We start from the raw sequence: 24,855 nt of genomic DNA on the forward strand, positions 1-24,855 counted from the left end.
CGTGCGCCGCTATGTGATCAAGCGGGTGGCGCAGGCGGCCGGGGTGCTGTGGGCGGCGTACACGGTGTCGTTCCTGGTGCTGGACTTCCTGCCCGGTGACCCGGTCACCGCGATGGCCGGAGCCGGGATGGACTCGGGGGACGTCGATCCGGCCCGGCTGGCCGCGCTGCGGCACGAGTACGGCTTCGACAAGCCGGTGCTGGTGCAGTACGCCGACTATCTGGGCCGGGCGGTGCGCGGGGACTTCGGCGACGCGGTCTCCACGGGCCGCCCGGTGACCGCCACGCTGGCCGACGCGCTGCCGCAGACACTGCAACTGACCGGTGCCGCACTGCTGTTGGCGGTGCTGCTCGGTGGCGGTCTCGCGGTGGTGGCGACGTACACCTCGCAGCGATGGCTGCGGCAGCTGCTGCTGTCCCTGCCCCCGCTCGGGGTGTCGGTCCCGACGTTCTGGGTGGGCCTGCTGCTCGTCGAGGCGTTCTCCTTCCGGCTGCGCTGGTTCCCGGCGTTCGGCAACGACGGGCTGCGAGGACTGGTGCTGCCCGCCCTGACCCTGGCGATCCCGACCGGCGCGCAGGTCGCGCAGGTACTGGCCAAGAGCCTGCTCACCGCGCTGGACCAGGCCTATGTGGAGGCCGCGCGCGCCAAGGGCGCCGGCCGCTGGCGGGTGCATCTGCGGCACGCGCTGCGCAACGCCTCGCTGCCCGCGCTGACCGTCGTCGGCCTGCTGGTCGGGCAGCTGATCGCCGGTTCGGTGGTCGTCGAGACGGTGTTCTCGCGCGACGGCCTGGGCCGGGTGACCGCGGCGGCGGTCACCTCCCAGGACATCCCGCTGGTCCAGGGAGTGGTGGTGTTCGGGGCGCTGATCTTCGTGGCGACGAATCTTCTCGTCGACCTCGTCTATCCGCTCCTCGACCCGCGGATCGTGGTGGCCTCGGACAGGAGGGCGAGCTTCGTATGAGTCAGAGCCTTGTCGACGACCAGGCCGAGGCCGCCCTCGGCCTGGTCCGCCCGGTCGAGCCGGGAACCCGGGGGAAGCCGGGACGGGGCCGTGCCGGGGTACGGCAGGTGCTGCGGTTCCTGTCGCGGCGCCCCGGTCTGCTGGTGTCGGCCGTCGTCGTCGTGCTGGTGGTGCTGGCCTCGTTCTGGCCGGACCTGTTCACCTCGCAGGATCCCCTCAAGGGGGTGCCGTCCGAGAACTTCCGTGCCCCGAGCGGCAGTCACTGGTTCGGCACGGACGAACTGGGCCGCGATGTGTTCTCGCGTGTGGTCCACGGCGCCCAACTCTCCCTCAAGGCGACGATCATCGCGGTCCTGGTCGCGTTCGTGGTCGGAGGTCTGCTCGGTGTGGTCGCCGGGTTCGTGGGCCGTTGGGTCGACGACGTGCTGATGCGCTTCGTCGACGTCCTCCTCGCCATCCCCGCGCTGTTCCTGTCGCTGGCCCTCGTCACCGCGCTCGGGTACGGCACGGTGAAGGTGGCGGTCGCGGTCGGCGTCGCCGGCGTCGCCTCCTTCGCCCGGGTGGCGCGCGCCGAGGTCCTGCGGGTACGGCAGGCGGTGTTCGTGGAGGCGTCCCGTGCGAGCGGGGCACGCTGGTACTCGGTGCTGGGACGGCACGTCCTGCCCAACGCGGCCGGGCCGGTCGTCGTGCTGGCCACGCTGGACTTCGGTGCCTCGATCCTGGCCGTCTCGGCGCTCAGCTTCCTCGGCTACGGCGCACCGCCGCCGGCCCCGGAATGGGGGACGTTGATCTCCGACGGCCGCAACTACCTGGCCAATGCCTGGTGGTTGACCGCGCTGCCCGGTCTGGCGATCGCCGCGACCGTGCTGGCCGCCAACCGCATCGCCAGGGCGCTGGACGGCGAATGGTCCCGACGATGAACATACTTGGACGTGAGAACGGTGAGGACGTGACCACACCCCTGCTGGAAATACGCGGCCTGTCCGTGTCGTACCGCACGCGCGGCGGCACGGTCCCGGCCCTCCGCGGCGTGGACCTCGACGTATGGCCGGGGCAAGTCACCGCCGTGGTCGGCGAGTCCGGCTCCGGCAAGAGCACCACCGCACACGCCGTCACCCGCCTGCTGGCGGCCAACGGAACCATCGACGCGGGCACGATCCGCTTCGGCCGGCACGACCTCGCCACCCTGTCGGAGGCGGAGCTGCGCATCGTACGGGGCGCGCAGATCGGGCTGGTCCCGCAGGATCCGACGGTCTCGCTCAACCCGGTCAAGCGCATCGGCGACCAGGTGGCCGAGGTGCTGCGCATCCACTCCCTGGCGACCCGTCGTACGGCCGCAGCCGAGGCCATCTCCGTGCTGGACCGAGCCGGGCTGCCCGACGCGGCCATCCGTGCACGGCAGTACCCGCACGAGCTGTCCGGCGGCATGCGGCAACGCGCCCTGATCGCCGTCGCCATCGCGGCGAAGCCCCGGCTGATCATCGCCGACGAGCCGACCAGCGCGCTCGACGTCACCGTGCAGCGCGTCATCCTCGACCATCTCCAGCTTCTCACCGAGGAGTCGGGCACCGCGGTGCTGCTCGTGACCCACGACCTCGGGGTCGCCGCCGACCGGGCCCAGCGGCTGGTGGTCATGTCACAGGGCCGGGTGGTGGAGGCGGGCCCGACGCGCGACATCCTGGCCGACCCGCAGCACGAGTACACCCGGCACCTGCTGGCCAGCGCGCCGAGCCTGACCACCGTCCGGCCCCGCACCCCCGCGTCCGTACCGAAGGCCGACACGGCGCCGCTGGTCGAAGTACGCAACCTGGTCAAGGAGTTCCGACTGCCCCGCGCCGGGGACGGCCCTCGCACCCTGCGCGCGGTCGACGACGTCAGCTTCACCCTCCACCGCGGCCGGACCCTGGCCCTGGTCGGCGAGTCGGGGTCGGGCAAGTCCACCACCGCGCGCCTGGTGCTCCGCCTCTCCGACGCCACCGCCGGACGCGTCCTGTTCGACGGCGGCGACGTCACCACCGCCCGAGGCGCCCGGGCCAGAGAGCTGCGCCGGCGCGCCCAGCTCATCTACCAGAACCCGTACGCGTCCCTCGACCCGCGCTTCTCCATCGGTGAGGTGATCACCGAGCCGCTGCGCGCCTTCAAGGTCGGCGACCGCGCCTCCCGGCTCGCCCGGGCCCGCGAACTGCTCGACCGGGTGGCACTGCCCGCCGCCACCCTCGAACGCCGGCCGGCGGAGCTGTCCGGCGGGCAGCGCCAACGCGTGGCCATCGCCCGCGCTCTCGCCCTCTCCCCCGACCTGGTCGTGTGCGACGAGCCGGTCTCCGCGCTCGACGTGTCCGTGCAGTCCCAAGTCCTCGACCTGCTCGCCGAGTTGCAGGCCGACACCGGCGTGGCGTACCTCTTCATTTCGCACGACCTGGCCGTCGTACGCCAGATCGCGCACCAGGTCGCCGTCATGCGGGCCGGCCGCGTCGTCGAGACGGGCCCGCCGGAGGAGCTGTTCACCCGTCCCCGCCACGCGTACACCCGCGAACTGCTCGCGGCGATCCCCGGCGGCCGGGTCCCCGCCTCCGCGGAGACCGTCACGAGCTAAGGACGGAGACGCTCCGCCTGTTCGAGTGCGGCGAGCGGTCGGGCTTCGAGGGCGCCTGGATCCGGCAGCGCCACAACATCGTCACCGGCGAGAACACCGACGACTTCACCACGGCCCGGCTGAACCTGCCGGCACGCGTGGCCCCGGGCCCGGTACCAGATCCTGCACGACGTACGACATCTCGTCGCACCCGAGCTGGGCCGGCACCCCGCCACCCCCGCGCACTCCTCCGTTCGAGTGGTGCGTTCAGGCCCCCGGTCGTAGCGTCGGAACAGGGACATCTGTCGGCGGGCGGCAGCGGGGAGCGGCTATGCGTATGCGCGCACTCACGACGGCGGTCACGCTCTGCGCGGTCGCCTCCTTGGCCACCGCGGCAGGCACGCCGCCCACGGCCCGGTCCGTCCCGGTACCGGCCGCACAGACCGTGCAGCAGCCCACCGCTCTTCCGGTCCTCGTCGACTGTTTCTGGCACCCGCACATACGTCCGACCGACTTCATGCTCGCCTGCGGTGACGGCAACAGTCGCCTGACCTCGCTGCACTGGTCGCGGTGGGGCACGGATTCAGCGCGGGCCAAGGGCGTGAACTGGGTCAACGACTGCAAGCCGTACTGCGCGGCAGGCCGCTTCCACGCCTACCCGGTGACCGTGCGGCTCGACCACCCGCAGCCCTGGAAGAAGCGGCCCCAGCTCTCGCACTACTCCCGGATCACGCTGGAGTACACGGACAGGCGGCCCGAGCTGTACGCGCAGACCGTGTCCTATCCGCTCTGGGACTGAGCCGCCCGCTCCTGCTACGGAGCGGCCGTGACCTGCTCGGTCTGTGCGCCGGACGACGTGATCACCTCGGAGCGCCGGCCGCCCCGGTCCATGGCGCCGCCCATGAACGCCAGCCCCAGCCCGGCCACGCCGAGGGCCGCGCCGACCAGGGCGGGCGAGGTCCAGCCCCAGCCCGCGGAAATGGCGAGACCGCCGAGCCAGGCGCCGCCCGCGTTGGCCAGGTTGAAGGCGGAGTGGTTGGAGGCCGCGGCCATGGTCGGAGCGTCCTTCGCCTTGGCCATCAGCAGCATCTGGACGGGCGTGGTGATGAGGGCGCCCATCGCGCCGATGAAGGTGATCGTCACCAGGGCGGGCACGGTGCTGTGAACGGCGAAGTAGAACACCACGAGTGCCGAGGTCAGCAGGGCGAGCCCCGCGTACAGGGTCGGCCGCAGGGCGCGGTCCGTGAGGGGGCCCGCGACCAGGGTGCCCAGCGTCATGCCGACGCCGTAGAGCGCGAGGACCAACGTCGTCGAGGAGTCGGACAGGCCCGTCACGTTGGTCAGCATCGGCACCAGGTAGCTGTAGACGGCGAAGAACCCGCCGAATCCCACGACCGCGGTGGCCAGGCCGATGACCACCTGCTTGTTGCCCATCGCGCGCAGTTCGTGCCGGACGCCGGACTGCTCTCCGCGGGGCTGGTGGGGGACGAAGACGGCCAGCGCGGCGAGAGCGACGAGTCCGATGACGGCCACCGCGACGTAGGCGGACCGCCAGCCGAGCTGCTGACCGAGCGCCGTACCGGCCGGGACGCCGACGATGTTGGCGACGGTCAGTCCGAGGAACATCTTCGACACCGCGCGTGCGGCCCGGTCGGGCGCTACCAGCCGGGACGCCACGACCGCGCCGACACCGAACAGCGCTCCGTGGGGCAGACCGGCCAGGAAACGTGCGGCGAAGAGCAGGCCGAAGTCGGGGGCGAGCGCGGACGCGACGTTGCCGATGACGAACAGCCCGGACAGGAGCAGCAGCAGCCGCTTGTGGGGTATGCGCGCGCCGATGCCCGTCAGCACGGGGGCGCCGACGACGACACCGAGCGCGTAGGCGGAGACGATATTGCCCGCTTGCGGTACGGACACGCCGATCCCGTCAGCGATCTGGGGCAGCAGTCCCATCGTGGCGAACTCGGTCGTGCCGATGCCGAAAGCGACAACAGCCAGGGCCAGGAGAGCCAGTGGCATGGCGCAGGTGAACCTTTCAGAGGCGGTGCAGGGGAGAAGTGGGAGCGGAGCGGGACCACGACCGGTGCGGCTCCCGGGCCCGGCATCATTGCCCGGCGCCCCCAGGGCATGGTGAGCCCACAACGAGTGCAGCAGCGGCGCGGAGCGAGGAATTCCAAGATCCCGGCCCACTCTTCATGACCCATGTCACATCGGTACGGCGGTCCTGCGCCGTCGGTCGTACGAGGCACCACGCGGCGCACTGGGCCACCACCACGCGGGCCTTGCGCCACCCAGTGCATCCGTGCGCCCGGCCGCTTGGCCGGTTCCCGCCCACTGATCGAGCATTCGTTCGGCTCGCGGGGTAGTCCTCCGGCATCGGCGTAAGCAGATGCAGGGGGGCTGACACTGTGGCACGCCCGTCATGGACGTCCGAGCCGGCCGAGGAACAGCGCCACCGAAAACGGGACACGGTACGCCGACTGCGCGCCCAGGGCCGCTACGGACCCACGTTCCGCGATGTCCTGCCCGCGTTCGCCGTCCTGGCGGTGGCGGTGTGCGCGGTCGTCGCCGGCCTTGTCGTGGGTTCCCGCGCCGCCGGGGTCGTCGTCCCGGTCACCGGCGTACTCCTCCTGGCGGTCGTCCTCGTCATCGGGATCAGGCGCCGCCGCCCGGGCGCTCGACGCCGCCGCGGCCACTACACCCCGCAGGAACTGTTCGACCTGGACATCCAGGGTCTGGCGCTGGCGGTGGCACGGATGCTGCGCCGCGACCACTGGAAGGTCCGGCTGTTACCCGCGCCGGACCGGCCACGCCTGTGCGCCCGGCATCCGGACGGCCGCCGACTCGACGTGGCCTTCCGTCCGGTCGCGGAACCGTTACCCGACGAGGCCCTCCCCCACTCCCACGCCCACCGGGAGCATCCGGACTCCCTTCTCCACCTGGTCGTGCACCGAGGCACTTTCCAGGCCCGGGACATCCGGTGGGCACAACGCGAAGGCAACACGTTCCTGCTGGACAACCCCGCGTTGGAACGCTGGGCACAGGGCGCACGACTCGACGAGCTGCTCCCCTGGGAACACCGGTTTCGAAGCCCTTGACACCGGCTGCGCAGAATCCAGGCCGGCCTGCGGATGAGGCCCGGAAGCCGCGGAAGGAACCGCGGCCGACCCGGGCCTCGCTGGGTGTCTCCACGAACCGGTCAGCCGGCGGCGAGGAGCTCCAGTGTGTCGATCACGCGGTTGGAGAAGCCCCACTCGTTGTCGTACCAGGCGACCACCTTGACGTGGCGGCCGTCGACTCGGGTGAGCGCCGAGTCGAAGATCGACGAGGCGGGATTGCCCACAATGTCGGTCGACACCAGCGGGTCCTCCGAGTACTCGAGGACACCGGCGAGCGGCCCCTCCGCCGCGGCGCGGTAGGCCGCCAGCACGTCGTCGCGCGTCACGTCGCGGGCGACGGTCGTGTTGAGTTCGACGATCGAGCCCACCGGCACCGGTACGCGGATCGAGTCGCCCGACAGCTTGCCTTCGAGGTTCGGCAGCACCAGGCCGATCGCCTTGGCGGCGCCGGTCGTGGTGGGCACGATGTTGACGCCTGCGGCCCGGGCGCGACGGGCGTCGCGGTGCGGACCGTCCTGGAGGTTCTGCTCCTGCGTGTAGGCGTGCACCGTCGTCATGAACCCGTGCTCGATACCGGCGAGGTCGTCGAGCACCTTGGCCAGCGGCGCGAGGGCGTTGGTGGTGCAGGAGGCGTTCGAGACGATCGTGTGCACGGCCGGGTCGTACGAGTCGGTGTTGACCCCGAACGCGAGCGTCACGTCGGCGCCGTCCGACGGCGCGCTGACGAGCACCTTCTTCGCACCCGCGTCGAGGTGCGCACGGGCGGCCTTGGCCGAGGTGAAGCGGCCCGTGGCTTCCAGGACGATGTCGACGCCGAGTTCGGCCCACGGCAGCTGTGCCGGTTCGCGCTCGGCCGTCACCGTGATGCGCCGGCCGTCGACGACGAGGGCGTCCCCGTCGACGGTCACCGGTCGACCGAGCCGGCCTGCGGTGCTGTCGTAGGCGAGCAGCCGGGCCAGCGTGGCGGGCTCCGTGAGGTCGTTGACGGCGACGATCTCGAGGGAGCTGTCGCGTTCGAGCAGTGCGCGCAGCACATTGCGTCCGATGCGGCCGAATCCGTTGATGGCGATGCGAGTCATGAGTGGTGTCCCTTCCCTTCACCACCAGGCTCGCTCGCGGGGCCACTCGCGGACAGTGGCGAGATCGCCATGGTTCAAAAGGATCCCGCCAATCGGTGCCGCGAGACTATTCACCCCGGGTGAAGGTGCGCCGGTATTCGCTCGGTGTGGTGCCGAGGATGCGCTGGAAGTGCAGGCGCAGGTTCGCGCCGGTGCCGAGGCCGACGTCGGTGGCGATCTGTTCGACGCTGCGCTGCGACCGTTCGAGCAGTTCGCGGGCCAGGTCGATGCGGGCGCGCATCACCCACTGCATCGGCGTGTAGCCGGTCTCCTCGACGAAACGCCGGGAGAACGTGCGGGCCGAGACCCCGGCCTCGCGCGCCAGTATCTCGAGGGTGAGCGGTTCACCGAGCCGGTGCAGCGCCCACTCGCGGGTGGCGCCGAAGCGCTCGCCGAGCGGTTCGGGGACGCTGCGGGGCACGTACTGGGCCTGGCCGCCGCTGCGGTAGGGGGCCGCGACCAGCCGGCGGGCCGCGTGGTTCGACGCGGCCACCCCGAGGTCGCCGCGCAGGATGTGCAGACACAGGTCGATGCCGGAGGCGGCGCCGGCAGAGGTGAGCACGCTGCCCTCGTCGACGAACAGGACGTTCTCGTCGACCTGGACGAGCGGATGCCGGGCCATGAGTGCCCGCGTGTAGTGCCAGTGCGTCGTGGCCCGCCTGCCGTCGAGCAGGCCCGTCGCGGCGAGCGCGAAGGCACCCGTCGAGATGGCGGCGAGCCGCGCGCCCCGGGCGTGCGCGGCGATCAGAGCGTCGACGACCCCCTGCGGCGGGTCCTCACGGTCCGGGAACCGGTAGCCGGGGACGAAGACGATGTCGGCCCACTCGAGTGCGTCGAGGCCGTGATCGACGTAGTACGACAGTCCGTCGCCGCCGGTCACGAGGCCGGGCGTCGCCCCGCACACCCGCACCTCGTACGGCATGCTCGCGCGCGTCGTGAAGACCTGCGCGGGAATGCCGACGTCGAGCGGCTTGGCACCTTCGAGCACAAGGACAGCGACGCGATGGAGGCGGGAGGTCGGCACGGTGAAGAGGTTACGTGGGGTGTGACACCGACCCGCGCACCGAGCGGACCGGGCGGACGAATCCGGGCACGGGCAGCGTCACCTGCTGGTACTTGGCCGATGCCTCACACGGCTCGCACCGGATGCCGGACCACGGCGTCGAAGAGGTAGCCCTGGGTGTTCGGCACGGTCGTGTCCGGTTGGGTACGGCCGGCGCTGTCCGTGGCGCGGGCGAGCAGGCTGTACGTGCCGGGGGCCGGTGGACGCCAGTCGGTGGACCAGCGGACCCAGCCGTCGCGGCGCGCGGCATCGTGCAGCCGGGCCCGGTGCCAGCGCTGCCCGCCGTCCGTGCTGACGTCCACGCGGACGATGCCGCCGGCGCCGGACCAGGAACGCCCTGTCAGCCGGTGCGCGCGACCGGCGTCAAGGCTCGCGCCCCAGGGGAGCTCCCAGGCGCTCTTGACCGTCTGACGGGTCAGCGGGGCGCTGCCGCCCGGCGGGTAGGAGTCCCCGAAGAGCCGGTAGAAGTCGGTGTTCCAGGGCGAGTACAGGGGCTGGGCCGACACCTCGATGTCGCCGACCCACTTGATCGAGGCGATGCCGACCCAGGAGGGCACGAGAACGCGCACGGGATGGCCGTGGTCGTACGGCAGTAGCTCGCCGTTCATCTCGTACGCCAGCAGCACGTCGTCCAGGGCCTTGGAGAGCGGCAGGGGGCGGCGGACCCGGCCGAGGTTGGTTCCGTCGGCGGTCACATAGTCGGGGTCCAGGCCGCGCGGGAGCACGTCCACGGCGGCGCGACCGAGTCCGGCGCGCTTGAGGACGTCGGCAAGCCTGACGCCGCGCCACCGGGCCGTGCCGATCGCTCCGAGTGTCCAGGCGGTGCCGGTGGCGGTCTGTCCCTGCTGGGTGCTGAAGAAGCTGCGCCCGTTGCCCGCGCATTCCACGAACGCCGAACGGCTGACCGCGGGCAGCTTCTTGAGGTCGTCGAGGGTGAACTCCACGCTCCCGCCGTGAACCAGCCCGTCCCCGTGCACGGTGAGAGTCCATTCGGCGGCGTCGATGACCGGGGTGGAGGTGTGGTTGCGGACGAAGAAGCGGTCCACGGGGGTGTGGTAGCCGGTGGCCGCGAGTGCGTCGAACCGGGTCTCGGCGTTCGTGCCGCGCACCGTGAACCAGTCGTCGGGAAGCGGCTTCACGATCCCCTGCGAAGTAGCCGCCGCCGCGTGGGTGTTGAGGCCTGCGGGCACGGCGAGTGCGCCGCCCGCCGCGGCGAGCAGGCGGAGCATGTCGCGCCGTGAGACCCCGTCCGCTCGGGCCTCGCCGGCCAGCCACTGCCGGAGTCTGCGACGGTCGTAGGCGGATTCGTCGGTACGCATGAGTGTCTGACCTTTCATGGGAGCGGCCAAGAGCGAGGGGCGGCGGCCGGGTGCGGCGAAGCACCGCACAGCGGCGGAGGAAGCAAGGCGCCCAGGGGTACAAGAGATGTCAACCGGCCTGTCCGGCCGGGGAGTCAAGCAAAGAAGGTCAACAACAGCCGCACGAGGCGAGCACGCGGGACCGCTGGACGGCGGGGCGGCGTCGGCTGAGGATCATGCGGGCCATCGTACGAGGAAAGGCGAGCCGTCCGACAGATGCGGAGGCCCGGAAAAGGCGGGCCCGGTCCTGACGCCCTCTAGGTTCGGACCATGACGATCACCTATGAGTGGCGAGGCGACATCGACAACGCGGCCCTCAACGAGCTGCATGCCGAAGGGTTCGGCGGTCCGGTCGGGCAGACGGACTGGCGCGCCAGACTGCACCGTCACAGCCTTGGCTGGGTCTGCGCCAGGGAAGGCGATCGGATGGTCGGCTTCGTCAACGTCGCCTGGGACGGCGGAGTCCACGCGTTCGTTCTGGATACGGTCGTGGCTCAGCGCGATCGTTCGCACGGGGTCGGAGCCGCGCTGGTCAGGGCAGCTGCCGAGGGCAGCCGTGCCGCGGGGTGCGAGTGGCTGCACGTCGACTTCGAGGAGCATCTGCGGTCGTTCTACTTCGAGGCGTGTGGCTTCAAGGAGACTGCGGCAGGGCTGATCGCCCTCTGACTCTGCGTCCCCCGCCCCGACCGTGCGTCAGTCTTCGGTCGCGCGGGACATGGCTTCGGCGATCATGCGGGCGGCGAAGTCGCGGTTGTCCGTGAGCCGGTTGATGTGCTCCGCGAGCAACAGGGCTGTCGCTTCCAGGGAGTTCATCTCGTCCTTCGTCCAGTCCCCGTACTGCTTGCGCCACAGGCTGGGGCTGAGTCCGGTGCCCGCGGCGACGACCAGACCGGCCATGGTGGGGATGACCTCGGGGCGGATGCTCTTGGGCATCATGCGCAGCGAGGCCACGAGGCCGGGGACCACGTACTCGATGACGTCCTTGTCATGGTCCTCGTAGGCCATCCGCAGCCAGCGCATGAACATGTAGATGAGCGTGCAGGCGCCGTCCACCAGGTCATCGGCGTCCTTGGGGGCCAGCGACGCGGTGAACTGCTCGGTCAGCTGCCGCTGCAGGGGGTCGGTCTCGGCCCCGTCTCCGTACATGGCCTTCAGCCGGGAGTCGATCATCATGAGCGCTGCGCCCACATCGCCGGCGGGAGCGTACTGGGGGTCGCAGGGCGATGACACAGGATTCCTCCTCGGCCCCACCGGGGGGCAACGCAGCGTGCCAGTACGGTAACCCAGTGAAGAAGGGGCGGTCGATGCGGTGCGCCCTGCCCGGGTCCCCGCCGGGTCGGTGTGCGCGGACGGCCTGGATACTCGAGCGGCTGATAGCGGGCGCTGCTCGAACAGTCGTGCCAGTCAGCCGGATATCCTGCCGCGCAACAGCACACGCTCACCAGTAGCGCGTCTGACGGGGAGGAAACATGCCGACAGTTCAGGTCGTGCCCGGCCTGGTCGTGGACGAAGAGCTCTTCGAGGCCACTGTCCATGGGCTCGAACAGTACGCGCCGTCCGAGTCGCTCACCTGGGAGGACTTCACCTCCGAGGATCGGTGGCTGCTCGTGCCCGACCCCGACGGCTTCGGCTACAAGGCCGAGTTGGTGCTGCTCCGGGAGGAGGACCGCACGGTCAAGGTGAACCTGTGGATGGCGCCCGATCTGCGCGACGGCGCGAAGCCGCAGCCCCACAACCATCCGTGGGAGTTCACCGCGCACATCCTCGCCGGCGGGTACACCGAGCAGCGCTACGAGCTGGTCGACGGCCAGGTCGTCACCGAGACCCGGGTGCATGAGGCGGGCGGGACGAATCACATGCCCCTCAGCTCTTTTCACGAGGTGACGCACATTCAGGTGCCGGGCCGGACACTGACGTTGATGGTGTGCGGGGCGGGACGGCAGGGCACGTGGGGGTACCTCGACCCGGGCACCGGCGAGGTGGAGCCCAACCGGCCCGACCCCGGCTTCCGGGAAGGCCTGGCCGCCCTCAATCCGCGGATGCGCTGACCCGTACGCTCCGGGCTCGTCACCCGAGCACAGCGAGCAGCGGTGCCGCGGGCAGAGGGTGGCGTGTGTCGCCGTAGGGGCCCGTGGTCGTGGTGGCGGTGAGGAGGGTGTTCAGGACGGCTTCCTCCACCGCGTCCAGAAGGGCGCCGAAGAGGGGGTCGAGCGTGTCGTCGGGGACCACGGCGGGGCCGGCGGGTGCGCCCAGAGGGCGGGTACCGAAGGCCAGGCCGTAGTCGCCGCTGCCGTGGCTGTAGGCCGCACCGACCCTGGCCAGGGCATACACGGCGCGTCGGGCGAGCCGGGTCAGCTGGCGGGAGTCCAGGGGTGCGTCGGTCGCGGTCACGATCATGCAGGAACCGGTGTCGGGGACGGCGGCCGCGGTGGGCAGGCCGACGTCGGCGGGGGTGATCGTGCGGCCGCGGATACGCAGCGTGCCGCCGAAGTTGGCCTGGACGAGGACGCCGAGGGTGACCTCTCGGCCCGCCAGCGGGAGACGGCGCGAGGAGGTGCCGATGCCGGACTTGAAACCGAGCGCGGTGAGCCCGGTGCCGCCGCCGACGCACCCCTCGGGCACCGGGCCGCTGTGGGCGGTATCGAGTGCGGAGCGGACGTGTTCCTCGTGGACCGGGCGTGAGCGGATGTCGGACAGGAGGCCGTCGTTGCACTCCCCCACCACCGGGTTCACACTCCGTGCACCGGCTGTCCCGGGCTGTTCCAGCATCCAGCCGACCAGGGCGTCCGCGACCCGGAACGCTGACAGCGTCGAGGTGAGCAGGACGGGGGTCTCCAGCGCGCCGAGTTCGGCGAGTTGGGTGCTGCCCAGCAGCTTGCCGTAGCCGTTGCCCGCGAACACGCCGGCCGGCAGCGGGCTTGCTGGGCCCACGCCGTCAGGCACGATCGCGGTGACACCGCTGTGCACACGCGGCGCATCCACCAGTGTGGTGTGCCCTACGCGAATGCCGGGCACGTCCGTGAAAGTGTTGTGCGGTCCCGTTGGCACCTCACCGACGCCCAGACCGAGTTCGCGGGCCCGGCGAGGGGCTTCGGGTGCGGGCGAGGACAGAGGTGGATCGGGCATGCGCATGATCGGCACACTAGCCAAAGCATCGTATGACGTGGGTAGCCGTTCAGCCGTCTGCGGCCGCGGTGTGCCCGGGCATCGGAGCGCGTCATGACCGAGCCCGAGCCCACGCAGCACGACCCCTCCGCTGGCGAGCCCCATCGGACGGACCCCCTGGCCCGGCTCACCCTGGAGCAGCTGCGGCGGCGCACCAGCATGAAGTGGCGCACCCATCCCGAGGACGTACTTCCGTTGTGGGTGGCGGAGATGGATGTGCCGCTCGCCGCGCCGGTCGTCGAGGCGCTGCACTCGGCGCTCGACCTCGGCGACACCGGATATCCCTTCGGGACCGCCTACGCCGAGGCCCTTGCCGCTTTCGCCCGGGAACGGTGGCGATGGGACGGACTGCGCGTCGAGCACACCGCGATCGTGCCCGACGTGATGCTGGGCATCGTCGAAGTGCTGCGGCTGATCACCGATCCCGGCGACGCGGTCGTGGTGTGCTCACCGGTCTATCCGCCCTTCTACGCGTTCGTCGGCCATGACGCCCGTGAGGTCGTCGAGGCTCGCCTCGGTCCGGATCTGCGGGTCGATCCGCGGGCGCTGGAGGATGCCTTCGTACGGGCTCGGCGCGGGGGCCGTCGGGCCGCGTTCCTGATGAGCAACCCGCACAATCCGACCGGGGTGGTCCACACCCGCGAGGAGCTGGAGGCTGTCGCGGCTCTGGCGCGCAGGCACGGCGTGCGGGTGGTGTCCGACGAGATCCACGCTCCCCTGGTGCTGCCGGGCGCCACCTTCACCCCGTTCCTCAGCGTGCCCGGTGCCGAGAACGCGTTCATGCTGGCCTCGGCCTCCAAGGCGTGGAACCTCGCGGGTCTCAAGGCCGCCGTGGCCGTCGCCGGTCCCGAGGCCGCCGACGAACTCCGGCTCCTGCCGGAAGAGGTCGGCCACGGCCCCAGCCATCTTGGCGTCATCGCCCACACCGCGGCCTTCCGCGACGGCGGGGACTGGCTCGACGAACTGCTGCTCGGGCTCGACGCCAACCGGCGCCTGCTGGGCGAACTGATCGCAGAGCACCTCCCCGAGGTGGACTGTCGCCGCCCCGAGGGCACCTGTCTGGCCTGGCTGGACTGCCGCCGGCTGGGGCTGCACGGTGATCACGGCACCGATGGGCCCGGTGTGGTGAGCGACGTCGCCGGACCCGCGAGGATGTTCCTCGACAAGGCCCGGGTCGCCCTCAGCTCGGGTCACGTCTTCGGCTCCGGCGGCGAGGGTCACGTACGGCTCAACTTCGCGACGCCGCCCGCCATCCTGCGCGAAGCACTGGCCCGCATGGGGCAGGCGGTACGCGACCTCTAGCCACACGTCCGCCCGGACCCTGCGGCGGGGCGCTCGAAAACCAGTGGCACAGCACCGAGTTGCGTCATTACGGTGCTGGCGAACCGAGTCTTCTGGGCAAGGACGTGCCGTTGTACACCGTGTGAGACCTCCCGAGAGCTGATCTGTCGCGCGTCGCGCATGTGCGCCGCGCTTCTTCTTGCTGCGGACTTCTCACTGAAACCGGTGTACTTCTGTGCTCGATAACTGGGTGGTCATGCCCACCTGCCTGCCGCTCGTTCTCCGCCGCTGCCACACGTGCGCGTCCGAGACCTTCCGGGCGAGCGGCAAGTTTCGCGTCAACGCCCATCACAAGCTCATCGACGCCTGGCTCCTGGTGCTCTGCGCCTCCTGCGGGGACACCGCGAAGCTCACGGTCCTGGAGCGGGTCAATGTGCGCTCCGTACGACCTGAACTGCTGGACCGGCTTCATGACAACGACCTCGGCCTGACGGCCGAACTGCTCCAGGATCCGGTCGTCCAGCGCCGCAATCGCATCGCCCTCGACTGGGACGGTGCCTGGCGTCTCGACACCGGCGGATCGGATCACCTGGACGCCGAGGTGCTCGACGTCTCGGTGCGCTTCGCGGCGCGGGTCCCTGTCCGGCCGGTGCGACTGATCGCCGAGGGATGCGGTCTTTCGCGGGCCGAGGTCGAGCGACTGATCGCGGAGGGGAGAGTCGTGTCGGCGGTCCGGCTGGGCGGCAAGCTCTCCGGCGACTTCACCTTCACGCTGAAGCGCTGACCCGGGGCCTGGGGCCTGTCCGGTGAGATCCGCCGGCCGGGCCCTGGGCCCGCGCCCATGAGCCTGCGGCACGCGCCGGTTCCCGTCCGGGCTCCTTGTCGATACGTCCTGACAAACCTATTGACATCACCAGGGGGGCGTTTCATAGTACGACGCAACTAGAGCGCGCTAGTAACGCGCTCTAGCACCCCGCAAGCGGCACCCACCCTCCGCTGCCGCAGGCGACACCGCTCCGCCGCACACGGCGCTGCCGAGCCCCTCCCCAGCCTTTCCAGCGCCTCTCCAGTCCGGCGAAAGCCCTCACATCAAGATCCACATCCCACTTCCCCCTGATCAGCACAGCGAGGTGCAAGGGACATGCACAGACACCACCGAGCCGCCACTCTGACCGTCACGGTTCTCGTCGGCGCCCTGTTCGCGACCGGCTGCTCCAGCAGTTCCGGTGGCAAGAAGTCCGAGGAAGGCGACACGGCGGCCTCCGCGGGCAGGGCCGACACGCCGCGCATGACCGTGGCCATGGTCACCCACGCCTCCCCCGGCGACACCTTCTGGGACCTCGTCCGCAAGGGCGCCCAGGCCGCGGCCGCCAAGGACAACATCAAGCTCGTCTACTCCAGCGACCCCAGCGCCGGAACCCAGGCCAACCTCGTCCAGAACGCCATCGACCAGAAGGTCGACGGCATCGCCCTCACCGCGGCCAAGCCCGACGCCCTCAAGGACGTCATCGCCAAGGCCAAGACGGCCGGCATCCCCGTCGTCGGCTTCAACTCCGGCGTCGACGACTGGAAAGACCTCGGCATGCTCGAGTACTTCGGGCAGGACGAGAACATCGCCGGTCAGGCCTTCGGCGAACGCCTCGACCAACTCGGCGCCAAGCACGCCCTGTGCGTCATCCAGGAACAGGGCCAGGTCGCCCTGGAAGCCCGCTGCGCCGGCCTGAAGAAGGGCTTCGGCGGCAAGACCGACACGCTCTACGTCAACGGCACCGACATGCCGTCCGTGAAGTCCACCATCACCGCCAAGCTCAGGGCCGACTCCTCCATCGACCAGGTCGTCACCCTCGGCGCACCCATCGCGCTGACCGCGGTGCAGTCCCTGTCCGACGCCGGCAGCAAGGCCAGGATCGCCACCTTCGACCTCAACAAGGACCTCGTCAAGGCCGTCCAGGAAGGCACCGTCGAGTTCGCGGTCGACCAGCAGCCGTACCTCCAGGGCTACCTCGCCGTCGACTCACTGTGGCTCTACAAGAACAACGGCAACTTCAGCGGGGGCGGCACCGCACCCGTCCTCACCGGACCGGCGTTCATCACGAAGGACAACGCCGACTCCGTCGCCGAGTTCGCCTCGAAGGGCACCCGGTGATGAGCGCCACCCAGCATGCCGAGCCGACGGTGATCACACCGCCGGATCGCTCAACAATCCCTGGCGCTGCGCGTGTTGGCCCGCCCGGACGTCGGTGTCCCCCTGAGGCGCTGCGGAAATCGGGGCGACGGACCGGGCTGTGCCCGGCAGACTCCCGGCATGTCCACCGAGTTGAGCGGAATGATCGAGTGCAGGCCCTTGGCGCGGATCTGGGGTGAGGATGACGAGGACGCCGTATGGCACGCCGCCATCGACCTCTTTCTCCTCAACACCGGCAACGCCTATGACGCTCTCGCCTGCCTCTTCGGTGTCCGCAATGCGTTCGGCTTCCGGCCGCTGGCCGCCGATCGTGGGCTGCCGGAGGACGCCTCGGACGGGCTCCGGGACTCGTTCCGTGCGGAGGACGGGCCGGACGGCGTGTACGGAACGACGTGGGTCAGCTGGGCGGAGTTGGCGGCCACCGACTGGAAGGAGACCGATGCGTCCGGCAGGCTCAGCCGTAGCGCGGTCGCCGGGGCGGGGACCCACTGGGCGCCGGTGTGGGACGTGATGCGGACGCTGGCCGAGTTGCATGGGCCCGAGCATGTGCGCCTCGTGGTGTGGTTCGACTGAACCGGCCGGGAGGCGCTCAGTGTCGACGCGCCTGGTGTGCGGCGACGGCCATGACCAGTACGGCGATCAGGGTGATCCCGGCGCCGACGTAGAGCGGTGCGGTGTAGCCGAGGCCCACGCTGATGGCCAGGCCGCCGAGCCAGGCGCCGAGGGCGTTGCCGACGTTGGACGCGGAGACGTTGGCGCCGGCGGCCAGTGCCGCGCCGTGGGCGACGTCGGTGACGCGGGTGATCATGCCCGGGACGGCGGCGAACCCGAACAGTCCCATCAGGAACACCAGGACCACCGACGCGGTGGGGTCGGCGGCGAGGAGGCCGAACACGGCCAGGGTGACGGTGAGTCCGAGCAGGGCGAGAACCAGGGCGCGGTCCCGGTCCTGGTCGGCCGCGCGTCCGCCGATCAGGTTCCCGGCGACCAGGCCGACGCCGTACACCATCAGCAGCCAGGCGACATCGGCCGAGGAGAAGCCGCCGACCTCGGTGAAGGTGTAGGCGATGTAGCTCAACGCGCCGAACATGCCGCCGTAGCCGAGGCCGGTGGCCGTCAGGGTCAGCCAGACCTGCCAGGAGCGGAACGCGCGGAACTGGGCGCGCAGGCCCGCTGCCGGTGTCGCCGCGGAGTGGCCCGCCTCCGTCGGCCGGGCGGGGACGAGAGCCGCGATGCCCGTCAGTGCCAGTACGCCGATCGCGGTGACCGCCCAGAAGGCTGCCCGCCAGCCCCAGCGTTCACCGACGAGCGCGCCGAACGGCACGCCCAGCACGTTCGCCAGGGTGAGCCCGGCGAACATCACCGCCACCGCGCGGGACTTGCGCTCCGGTGCCGCCAGAGCGCAAGCGACCAGGGAGCCGATTCCGAAGAACGACCCGTGACACATCGCCGCCACGACCCTGCCGAGCAGCATCACCTGATAGTTCGGTGCGAGCGCGGACAGCAGGTTGCCGATGACGAACAACGCCACCAGGCCGACCAGGACCTGTTTGCGGGGCAGCCGTGTCGTGGCCGCGGTCAGCGCGATGGCGCCGATCGCGACGCTCAACGCGTAGCCGGAGATCAACCAGCCCGCCGCCGCTGCCGATACGGCGAGACCCGACGCGATCTGGGGCAACAGTCCGGCGATCAGGAACTCGGTCAGTCCGATGCCGAAGCCGCCGAGCGCCAGCGCGATGAGCCCACTTGGCATGCGTCGGCGTTCGAGGGGGCGACTGTGCAGGACAGGGTGGGGGTCGGTGGCTCTCATCTGTCCGTGGTCGCCTTGGTCGCCTTGTCGGATTCGCGCATGCGTCGAACCTCGCGCTTGGCGGCTGATCCGTCCATGGACAAAGATCTACGGCACTTGGATGAAAGTGCGGCGCGGGCGGGGCGGCTTACTCTCCTCGCATCCAGGCGCGGGTTCCGAACGAGGTGCAGGCTCGCGACGCCACCGCGGCCGCGGCGCGCAGGGCCTCGGTGAAGTGCGGTGAGGTCAAGTGGCCCCGCAGCGCGAGGTGGTGGGTGAGGGCTCCGTGCAGGAAGTCGCCCGCGCCGAGCGTGTCCGTCACGGGGACCGTCGGGACGTCCACCGTGCCGCCGTCGTCGGGGCCCCTCCAGACGATGGGCTCCGCCCCTTGGGTGACCGCCGACCAGCGGACCCCGTGCTCCTGGAGGAAGCGCAGTGTTTCGGTGGGTGTGCTCGTGCCCGGTGGGTGGAAGTCCGCCGAGCAGACAGCCACGTCGATCGACGGCAGCAGGTTCTCCGTGCCGTCCTTCCAGCTGCCTGCGTCGAGGACGGTCGGGCGGCCGACGGCTCGTGCGGTGCGGGCGGCGGACACGGCGAGTTCCGTGTGGTGGCCGTCGAATTCGACGATGTCGCAGGCTGCGACGAGTGTGTCGAGGTCGTCGGGTGGGGTGACGCGGTGGCCCGTGGCGTTGGTCGAGGCGACGGCCCGTTCTCCGGTGGACGCCGTGACCATGATGGAGGAGACAGCCGGGGGCGCGGTCGAGTCGGGCGTCAGGTCCGACACGGTGACGCCGAGTCGGTGCAGGTCGGCTGTGGCGCCGAGGCCCAGTGGATGGGAGCCGATCGCGGTGAGTAGGCGGGCCGCGCCGCCCAGGTGGCTGAAGGCCACGGCCGCGTTCGCCGCGGGGCCGCCCGCGGCGATGGTCTGGCGGCGGGACGTCAGCTTCTCGTTGGAAGCGGGCGCGTGGTCCACGAGTTGGATGACGTCGAGGGTGCACAGGCCGACGAACAGGCCCTCAGGGCGTCGGGGCATTGCCGGTTCCCTCACGCGCGACTCCTGTCGACGGTGCGTGGGGTCAGTGTACGAAGCGAGAGGATCCGTCGAGCGTTGCGTCGCTGTCCTCGGCCCGTGGTGTGCGTGGAAGAGTGAGTACGACTCGGTGGCATTCGGTAGGAAGAACGGGAAGGCTCACGCGCATGGTCTCGGTGGTGCAGAACGCTGCATCCGGAGGCTCAGCCGGGAGCGCGGGAGACTCAGGTGATGCCGGCGGAGGGCCCGGTGGTGTACTTCAACCAGGTGCCCGAGCCCAAGACGATCAAGAACCGGGTCCATCTGTGTCTGCGCCCTGAGACCTCCCGCGATGAGGAGGTGGACCGACTCCTGGGCCTCGGCGCCACGTTGGTCGCCGATCCCGAGGGCAACGAATTCTGTGTTCTGCGCAGCGAGTCCGACCGGGCGGCCATGAGTTGAGGGAGTGTCAGTCCGGCGGATCAAGCAGCTGCGCGGCGAGGCCGACCCCCACCAGGCCCGTGGCGATGAGCAGCCCGTTCGCCACGATCACCCCGCCGATCAGAACGGCCGTCGTGACGGCCAGGGCCCACCAGGCCCCCGTGCGCCGGAACTCACGGGGGCGACGCGGGCGTCCGATGCTCATCGCCCTGGCGAACAGGGGGTCGTCACACGCGCAGCGTGCTTCGAGCGCGACCAGACGCTCGTCCTCGGATCGGGGCATGCCTTCTCCTTCGCGCCATGCGCTGTGCGGGGCTGGGGAGAGCGGTTGGCCGGACACACGATGAACGTGGTCGGAGATACGTCCCGGCTCGCGCTGCCCGGCTCTCTATGCATTCTCCCTAACAGTTGGTCCCTGCAAACAAGTGTCGGCCAGTGGTTCGCGGCGCGGCCCACGAGAGCCCGTGAACGCCAGGGCGCGGGCCAGTAGTTCGGCACGCCCCGCGACCACCGGACCCAGGACCGCGAGCACCAGGACGTATCCGGCGATGAACGGAGCGAGGCGGTCGTCGAGCCCCGCGCTGGTCGCCATCGCGGCCAGGATCAGGGCGAACTCCCCGCGGGCGACCAGGGTGGTGGCGATCTCCGCGGCGCGCTCGGGACCGTAGCCGTACAGGCGTGCCACAAGAAGCCCCGCGACGACGTTCATGACCACGGTCAGTGCCGCCGCCGCGGCCACCGGTCCGGCGACGCTCGCGACGACGGCCGGGTCGATGGCCAGCCCGAAGGCGAAGAAGAAGATGGCCGCGAAGGCGTCCCGCAAGGGGTGTACGAGTCGGCGGATCCGGGCGGCGGAAGGAGTGCCGGCGAGGATGAGTCCGACCATGAAGGCACCGATGGCGTCGGCGACGCCCAGGACCTCGGAGATCCCCGCCACCAGAACCGCCGCACCGAGGAAGCTGATCACGAGCAGTTCGTTGTCGCGTACCGCGATCAGACGTCCGACCAGCCGGGTTCCGTAGCGGGCCGCGGCGGCCAGGGCCAGCAGGAAGCCGAATGCCTTGCCCGCCTGCCACAGCACGTCCCCGAGGCCCTGGGCGCCGCCGATGACCGGTTGAAGTGCCGCGAGATACAGGGCGAGGAAGATGTCCTCCACCACGATGACGCCCAGGATGAGGCGCGTCTCGGGACGGCCGAGACGCCCCAGGTCGATAAGGATCTTGGTGACGATCGCGGACGAGGAGATGCCCAGCACACCGGCCAGCACCAGCGCCTCCCGGGCTCCCCATCCCAGGGCGAACCCGAAGCCCAGCCCCGCGCCGACGTTCAGCACCAAGTAGATGCCGCCTGCCGCCAGGAGCCGCTTGCCGCCGCTCCTGAGGTCGTCGAGGTGGAACTCCAGGCCCAGGTAGAACAGCAGAAGGACCAGGCCCAGCGCGGAGAGCATCTCGAAGTCGTGGGCGTCCTGTACCAGGACGATGCCGGGTGTGTGCGGGCCGAGCAGGATGCCGGCCAGCATGAACAGGGGGATGGTCGGAAGTCCGATCCTGCCGCCGAGGCGGGCGAGGAGGGCGGCCGCGAGGAAGGCGCCGCCCATGGCCAGGAGGGTGTCAGCGTGTCCCACGGGTCACCTCCTTCGGCTGCGCGAGAGGGCAGGGTCGCTTCATCTGACGGGGATGGATACAAGTACTCCTTGTGGTGCGAAGCCGGCGACGTCTTCAGGGCGGCGCCGCGGCCGGGTGTCACCACCGGCTCGATCGGCGTCGTCTCCACGCTGCCACGGTCCCCACACCCGCGACCATCGGTGTCAGCACTCATTTCGGCAGGTGCCGACGCCCGTCACGTCAGCGGCCCGCCAACCCGGTTCTCATCGGTGGCGGGCAGGGGCTCTGCGCGGTTTCGCGCGGTGGCCGAGGCGCGGCCCCGGCGACAGTCGTCGGTGTCGGCGTCGATGTCGGCCCGGGAGCGCCTGACGGCTGATCAGGCCAGCGGGCCCAGGACTTCCTGGGACTCGATGAGCCCCTGGTCGCTGGGGGCCTTGCCGTCACCGAAGACGCGAGCGGCCTGGCGGGCCCGGAACTCGAGGTGGGCTTCGGCCGGCTTGGCGTAGCCGTAGCGGGCGCGGGCCTCCGCCGGGGTCAGCACTTCCGCCTTGCGGGGAGGGATGCCCAGCTTGACCGGGGCGACCACCGCGACCGTGGAGGGCGACAGCAGGCCCAACAGGCGCAGTTCGACTCTGGGGTCGAGGTGGGCGAGGGCGAAGGACACCTTCATGACGGGCACGATGACGAGGTCGAGCAGGCGGGACTGCCTGATCCCCGCCATCTCGCGCATCCAGCGCGGCATGGTGGCGATCGTGGCGACCCGCTGCGCCTTGGCGACGGCCAGGCTCACCGGCTTCGCCCACAGCGGCACCGGCGGCAGTACCAGCTCGGTCCGCAGGAGGTGGTTCATGGCCTGGCGCGCGATCGGGCTGGCGGACAGCCGGGGGCGCATCTGCGCGAAGTACGCCCGGATCCCGTCACGGGTGCGGGGGACGTCGTCCGGGGAGCAGGTCTGGAGCTCCGCGGCGAGCGCACATGCCTCCCAGTACTCCTTCTCCTCCTGCGCGGTGAGCTTGCCGGGGCCGTACCTCTCGTACGCGTAGAGGATCGAGTGCCAGCCGGTGAGCTGGATCCACAGCTGGGAGGCCGGGTCGTTGGCGTCGTAGGTCCCGCCTCCGTAGGGCAGTTCGCCGATCGCCTTGGAGTGGACCTTGACCAGGATGTCCGCGGCCTTGGACACCTCCCGCGAACCGGCGAAGGCCACCATCGCGAAGTACCGCAGGGTCCGGTCGTAGCGCGTCCGGGCGCGCTGATAGATGCCCTGGGTACCGTGCACGGCGGCCACCAGCGGCGGGTCGAGCTCCTCCACCACCACGGCCCGCTGGAATCCCACGGTCGGCGCGGTCGGATAGCTCCAGACCTTCCACACCACCGAGCCGGGGCCGAAGAAGCCGTAGTCCTCGTGCGGTTGGACCTCGCTGCGCTTGAACCTCGCCATGGAGCCGCTCCCTGTGCGTCCGCGGCGTGGACCGCGACTCATTTACGACACTGCTGTCGTAAATTAAGACACGAGTGTCGTAAACTGCCAAGGTGTCAGCGTCCACGAATTCACCGGACCGGCCGCGCAGACGACGGCCCTACGCCCCGCGCGTGCCGATCGAGGAACGCCGGGAGCAACTGCTCGACGCGGCCCTGGCCGTCATCGTCAGTGACGGCTACGACCGGGTCTCCATCGACGCCATCGCCAAGCGCGCCGGGGTCGCCCGGTCGGTGGTCTACGGCGCCTTCGAGAACCTCGACGCCCTGCTGACCGCGCTGCTGGACCGGCAGCAGGCCCGCGCCTTCGAACGGCTGCTCAGGACCGTTCCCGACGCGGGCGAGCTGAGCGACCCGGCGGCGTTCGCCTCCGAAGCGGTGCGCCGGATGGCCGACATGCTCCACCAGGACCCGGACACCTGGCGGTTGATCCTGCTGCCGCCAGGCAACATGCCGGTCGTCGTCCGCGACCGTATCGAGGCGGACCGGGAGCGGTTCCGGCTGCTGGTCGAGAGGTGGCTCTCCCTCGCTCTGGCCGACCGGAGCGATCCGGGACTCGACGCGCAGGTCCTCGCCCACGCCCTCGTCGCCTGTGCGGAACACTTCGGCCGCGTCGCCCTCACCGAACCCGCGAAGTTCGACCTGCCACGGCTGACGGGCCAAGTGCGGGTGATCCTCGGCGCGTTGTGGCCGACGCCCTGACAGCCGTGGCTCGTCCTCAGTGCGCGGCGAACTGGACGCCGGTCGGCTGCACGGCCTCCGCACGCAGTGCGATCCCGTCGATCGTCAGCTGCTCGCCGTAGATGTCGGTGATCCTGATCGATCCGCCGCACCCGCTGCCCTGCTCGGAGAGGAAGTAGTTGTACTCGGTACGGGCCAGGCGGGTCCAGCCACTGCCCGTGCGGACCTCCAGGCGGGCCAGCGGATTGCGGTGGCCGATGGCCTGGATGCCGCACCAGTAGCGGGTGGAGCCGGTCTTGTAGCGGATCGAGATCTTCTCGGACGTGGCGGGGCTGAGCAGGGTCCAGGTGATCGGGATCTGGCCGCGCGAGGGGGCGGCGAGCTTGGCGAAGGCCTGGGGGCTGAGGTCGAGTTGACCGGGTGCGCAGGGCAGCGGGCACTCGTTGGTGATCCGGACCGTCACGGAGGCGCCACCGGCGCGCACGAGCACATACGCTCCGCAGGCCTGGGAGGTCTCGTAGTCGGTGTGGTTCATCGCCGCGGTCATGGTGTCGCCGGTGGGACCGTAGGAGCAGGCGCCGTCACCGTTGCCGGTGTCGTAGAAGGTGGCCACCCCTTCGTAGGTGGTCCCGGGGCGGATCCGTCCGGCCTGTGATCCCACCGTGGCGGACGTCTGCCGCGGAGTGGCGGTCGAGGGGCGGGCCTTCGGGGTCTTCGCGGTCGGCGACGGCGTGCCGGAGGGCTTGGCCTTCGTGGGCGTCGCCGAGGCCTTCGGGGAGGCCGAGGACGGTGTCGGCCCCGGTGTCGTGGGCGCCGCGGTCGCCTTGGCGTCCACGGCGGACGCGGATGCGGTGGCCTCGTGCCCGTCGTCGGGGACGAAGGCCACGATCAGGGCGGCGACGAGCGCGACGGTCGCCACGACGATCGCGGAGAGCACCCAGGTGCCCCGCCGAGGGGGACGGCGGCGGTGTGAGGAGGACGACGCCACGGATGAGGTCCTTTACCTGGTTCGGAAGCACGCGTGCTGTGTGCG

24 protein-coding genes and 1 pseudogene are annotated in these 24,855 nt (G+C 70.7%); 13 read left to right on the forward strand and 12 right to left on the reverse strand.

Annotation, left to right across the window (positions count from 1 at the left end; translation table 11 throughout):
• Window position 1: 1 nt before the first annotated feature.
• From ACIOHP_RS44025 to ACIOHP_RS44040, 4 genes are all read left to right on the forward strand, one after another.
• Window positions 2–961, forward strand: coding sequence for an ABC transporter permease (locus tag ACIOHP_RS44025; RefSeq protein WP_401896525.1), 960 nt, complete (start codon window positions 2–4; stop codon window positions 959–961).
• Window positions 958–1,881, forward strand: coding sequence for an ABC transporter permease (locus ACIOHP_RS44030; protein WP_401896527.1), 924 nt, complete (start codon window positions 958–960; stop codon window positions 1,879–1,881). The genes ACIOHP_RS44025 and ACIOHP_RS44030 overlap by 4 nt, the downstream gene beginning before the upstream one ends.
• Window positions 1,878–3,554, forward strand: a complete 1,677-nt coding sequence (locus ACIOHP_RS44035; protein ID WP_401896530.1) for a dipeptide ABC transporter ATP-binding protein — start codon at window positions 1,878–1,880, stop codon at window positions 3,552–3,554. Before ACIOHP_RS44030 ends, ACIOHP_RS44035 begins: the two co-directional genes overlap by 4 nt.
• 310 nt (window positions 3,555–3,864) lie before the next feature.
• On the forward strand, window positions 3,865–4,332 hold the full coding sequence (locus ACIOHP_RS44040) for a hypothetical protein (RefSeq protein ID WP_401896533.1): 468 nt from the start codon (window positions 3,865–3,867) through the stop codon (window positions 4,330–4,332).
• 14 nt (window positions 4,333–4,346) lie between these two features.
• Here ACIOHP_RS44040 and ACIOHP_RS44045 read toward each other — a convergent pair whose 3' ends face one another.
• Window positions 4,347–5,552: an MFS transporter gene (locus ACIOHP_RS44045; protein ID WP_361558109.1), complete on the reverse strand. Its 1,206-nt coding sequence runs from the start codon at window positions 5,550–5,552 to the stop codon at window positions 4,347–4,349.
• 389 nt (window positions 5,553–5,941) lie between these two features.
• Here ACIOHP_RS44045 and ACIOHP_RS44050 point away from each other — a divergent pair, with 389 nt between their 5' ends.
• The gene (locus ACIOHP_RS44050) at window positions 5,942–6,631 is read left to right on the forward strand and encodes a hypothetical protein (protein WP_401896536.1); all 690 of its coding nucleotides are present in this window, start codon (window positions 5,942–5,944) and stop codon (window positions 6,629–6,631) included.
• 101 nt (window positions 6,632–6,732) lie between these two features.
• On the opposite strand, the gene gap is transcribed toward ACIOHP_RS44050, so the two are convergent.
• From gap to ACIOHP_RS44065, 3 genes are all read right to left on the reverse strand, one after another.
• Window positions 6,733–7,731, reverse strand: a complete 999-nt coding sequence (gene gap / locus ACIOHP_RS44055) for a type I glyceraldehyde-3-phosphate dehydrogenase (RefSeq protein WP_307035013.1) — start codon at window positions 7,729–7,731, stop codon at window positions 6,733–6,735.
• Between the two features lie 106 nt (window positions 7,732–7,837).
• Entirely contained in the window at window positions 7,838–8,794 is a 957-nt protein-coding gene (locus ACIOHP_RS44060; RefSeq protein WP_401896539.1) for a GlxA family transcriptional regulator, read from the reverse strand.
• A gap of 104 nt (window positions 8,795–8,898) precedes the next feature.
• The gene (locus ACIOHP_RS44065; RefSeq protein WP_401896541.1) at window positions 8,899–10,152 is read right to left on the reverse strand and encodes a sulfite oxidase; all 1,254 of its coding nucleotides are present in this window, start codon (window positions 10,150–10,152) and stop codon (window positions 8,899–8,901) included.
• A 309-nt stretch (window positions 10,153–10,461) separates the two neighbouring features.
• Between ACIOHP_RS44065 and ACIOHP_RS44070 the strand changes: the two genes are divergently transcribed.
• Window positions 10,462–10,857 carry a GNAT family N-acetyltransferase gene (locus tag ACIOHP_RS44070; protein ID WP_401896543.1) on the forward strand — a complete coding sequence of 132 codons (396 nt, stop codon included), beginning with the start codon at window positions 10,462–10,464 and terminating at the stop codon, window positions 10,855–10,857.
• Between the two features lie 27 nt (window positions 10,858–10,884).
• On the opposite strand, the gene ACIOHP_RS44075 is transcribed toward ACIOHP_RS44070, so the two are convergent.
• Window positions 10,885–11,421 carry a hypothetical protein gene (locus tag ACIOHP_RS44075; RefSeq protein WP_361489703.1) on the reverse strand — a complete coding sequence of 179 codons (537 nt, stop codon included), beginning with the start codon at window positions 11,419–11,421 and terminating at the stop codon, window positions 10,885–10,887.
• 239 nt (window positions 11,422–11,660) lie between these two features.
• Here ACIOHP_RS44075 and ACIOHP_RS44080 point away from each other — a divergent pair, with 239 nt between their 5' ends.
• Window positions 11,661–12,239, forward strand: a complete 579-nt coding sequence (locus ACIOHP_RS44080; protein ID WP_401896545.1) for a hypothetical protein — start codon at window positions 11,661–11,663, stop codon at window positions 12,237–12,239.
• Between the two features lie 19 nt (window positions 12,240–12,258).
• Here the strand turns inward: ACIOHP_RS44080 and ACIOHP_RS44085 are convergent, their stop codons facing one another.
• Entirely contained in the window at window positions 12,259–13,317 is a 1,059-nt protein-coding gene (locus ACIOHP_RS44085) for a P1 family peptidase (RefSeq protein ID WP_401896624.1), read from the reverse strand.
• 93 nt (window positions 13,318–13,410) lie between these two features.
• Between ACIOHP_RS44085 and ACIOHP_RS44090 the strand changes: the two genes are divergently transcribed.
• The 4 genes from ACIOHP_RS44090 (at window position 13,411) to ACIOHP_RS44105 (ending at window position 17,395) form a co-directional block, all read left to right on the forward strand.
• A complete protein-coding gene (locus ACIOHP_RS44090; RefSeq protein WP_401896547.1) occupies window positions 13,411–14,658 on the forward strand; it encodes a MalY/PatB family protein in 1,248 nt (415 codons plus the stop codon).
• Window positions 14,659–14,872: 214 nt separating this feature from the next.
• Window positions 14,873–15,421 carry a DUF1062 domain-containing protein gene (locus ACIOHP_RS44095; protein WP_401896549.1) on the forward strand — a complete coding sequence of 183 codons (549 nt, stop codon included), beginning with the start codon at window positions 14,873–14,875 and terminating at the stop codon, window positions 15,419–15,421.
• A 357-nt stretch (window positions 15,422–15,778) separates the two neighbouring features.
• Window positions 15,779–16,783 (forward strand): sugar ABC transporter substrate-binding protein, encoded by a 1,005-nt coding sequence (locus tag ACIOHP_RS44100; protein ID WP_401896552.1) that lies wholly within the window; start codon window positions 15,779–15,781, stop codon window positions 16,781–16,783.
• A gap of 159 nt (window positions 16,784–16,942) precedes the next feature.
• Entirely contained in the window at window positions 16,943–17,395 is a 453-nt protein-coding gene (locus ACIOHP_RS44105; RefSeq protein ID WP_401896555.1) for a hypothetical protein, read from the forward strand.
• 16 nt (window positions 17,396–17,411) lie between these two features.
• Here the strand turns inward: ACIOHP_RS44105 and ACIOHP_RS44110 are convergent, their stop codons facing one another.
• Both ACIOHP_RS44110 and ACIOHP_RS44115 read right to left on the reverse strand, forming a co-directional pair.
• On the reverse strand, window positions 17,412–18,575 hold the full coding sequence (locus ACIOHP_RS44110; protein WP_401896556.1) for an MFS transporter: 1,164 nt from the start codon (window positions 18,573–18,575) through the stop codon (window positions 17,412–17,414).
• Window positions 18,576–18,759: 184 nt separating this feature from the next.
• Window positions 18,760–19,644: a PfkB family carbohydrate kinase gene (locus ACIOHP_RS44115; RefSeq protein ID WP_401896559.1), complete on the reverse strand. Its 885-nt coding sequence runs from the start codon at window positions 19,642–19,644 to the stop codon at window positions 18,760–18,762.
• Between the two features lie 156 nt (window positions 19,645–19,800).
• Between ACIOHP_RS44115 and ACIOHP_RS44120 the strand changes: the two are divergent.
• Window positions 19,801–20,082: pseudogene (locus ACIOHP_RS44120) on the forward strand (VOC family protein); the annotation flags it as partial.
• Between the two features lie 7 nt (window positions 20,083–20,089).
• Here the strand turns inward: ACIOHP_RS44120 and ACIOHP_RS44125 are convergent.
• The 3 genes from ACIOHP_RS44125 to ACIOHP_RS44135 all read right to left on the reverse strand — a co-directional run bounded on the left by ACIOHP_RS44125 (window position 20,090) and on the right by ACIOHP_RS44135 (window position 23,103).
• Complete coding sequence (locus ACIOHP_RS44125) at window positions 20,090–20,344, reverse strand: DUF3040 domain-containing protein (RefSeq protein WP_361558072.1); 255 nt, start codon at window positions 20,342–20,344, stop codon at window positions 20,090–20,092.
• Between the two features lie 105 nt (window positions 20,345–20,449).
• On the reverse strand, window positions 20,450–21,685 hold the full coding sequence (locus tag ACIOHP_RS44130; RefSeq protein ID WP_361558069.1) for a cation:proton antiporter: 1,236 nt from the start codon (window positions 21,683–21,685) through the stop codon (window positions 20,450–20,452).
• A 356-nt stretch (window positions 21,686–22,041) separates the two neighbouring features.
• Window positions 22,042–23,103: an oxygenase MpaB family protein gene (locus ACIOHP_RS44135; protein WP_401896563.1), complete on the reverse strand. Its 1,062-nt coding sequence runs from the start codon at window positions 23,101–23,103 to the stop codon at window positions 22,042–22,044.
• A 92-nt stretch (window positions 23,104–23,195) separates the two neighbouring features.
• Here ACIOHP_RS44135 and ACIOHP_RS44140 point away from each other — a divergent pair, with 92 nt between their 5' ends.
• Entirely contained in the window at window positions 23,196–23,843 is a 648-nt protein-coding gene (locus ACIOHP_RS44140) for a TetR/AcrR family transcriptional regulator (RefSeq protein WP_401896565.1), read from the forward strand.
• A gap of 16 nt (window positions 23,844–23,859) precedes the next feature.
• Here ACIOHP_RS44140 and ACIOHP_RS44145 read toward each other — a convergent pair whose 3' ends face one another.
• Window positions 23,860–24,810, reverse strand: coding sequence for an expansin EXLX1 family cellulose-binding protein (locus ACIOHP_RS44145; protein ID WP_401896567.1), 951 nt, complete (start codon window positions 24,808–24,810; stop codon window positions 23,860–23,862).
• Window positions 24,811–24,855 lie beyond the last annotated feature (45 nt).

This window comes from Streptomyces sp. NPDC087859, from assembly GCF_044742595.1.
Lineage (GTDB): Bacteria > Actinomycetota > Actinomycetes > Streptomycetales > Streptomycetaceae > Streptomyces > Streptomyces canus_F.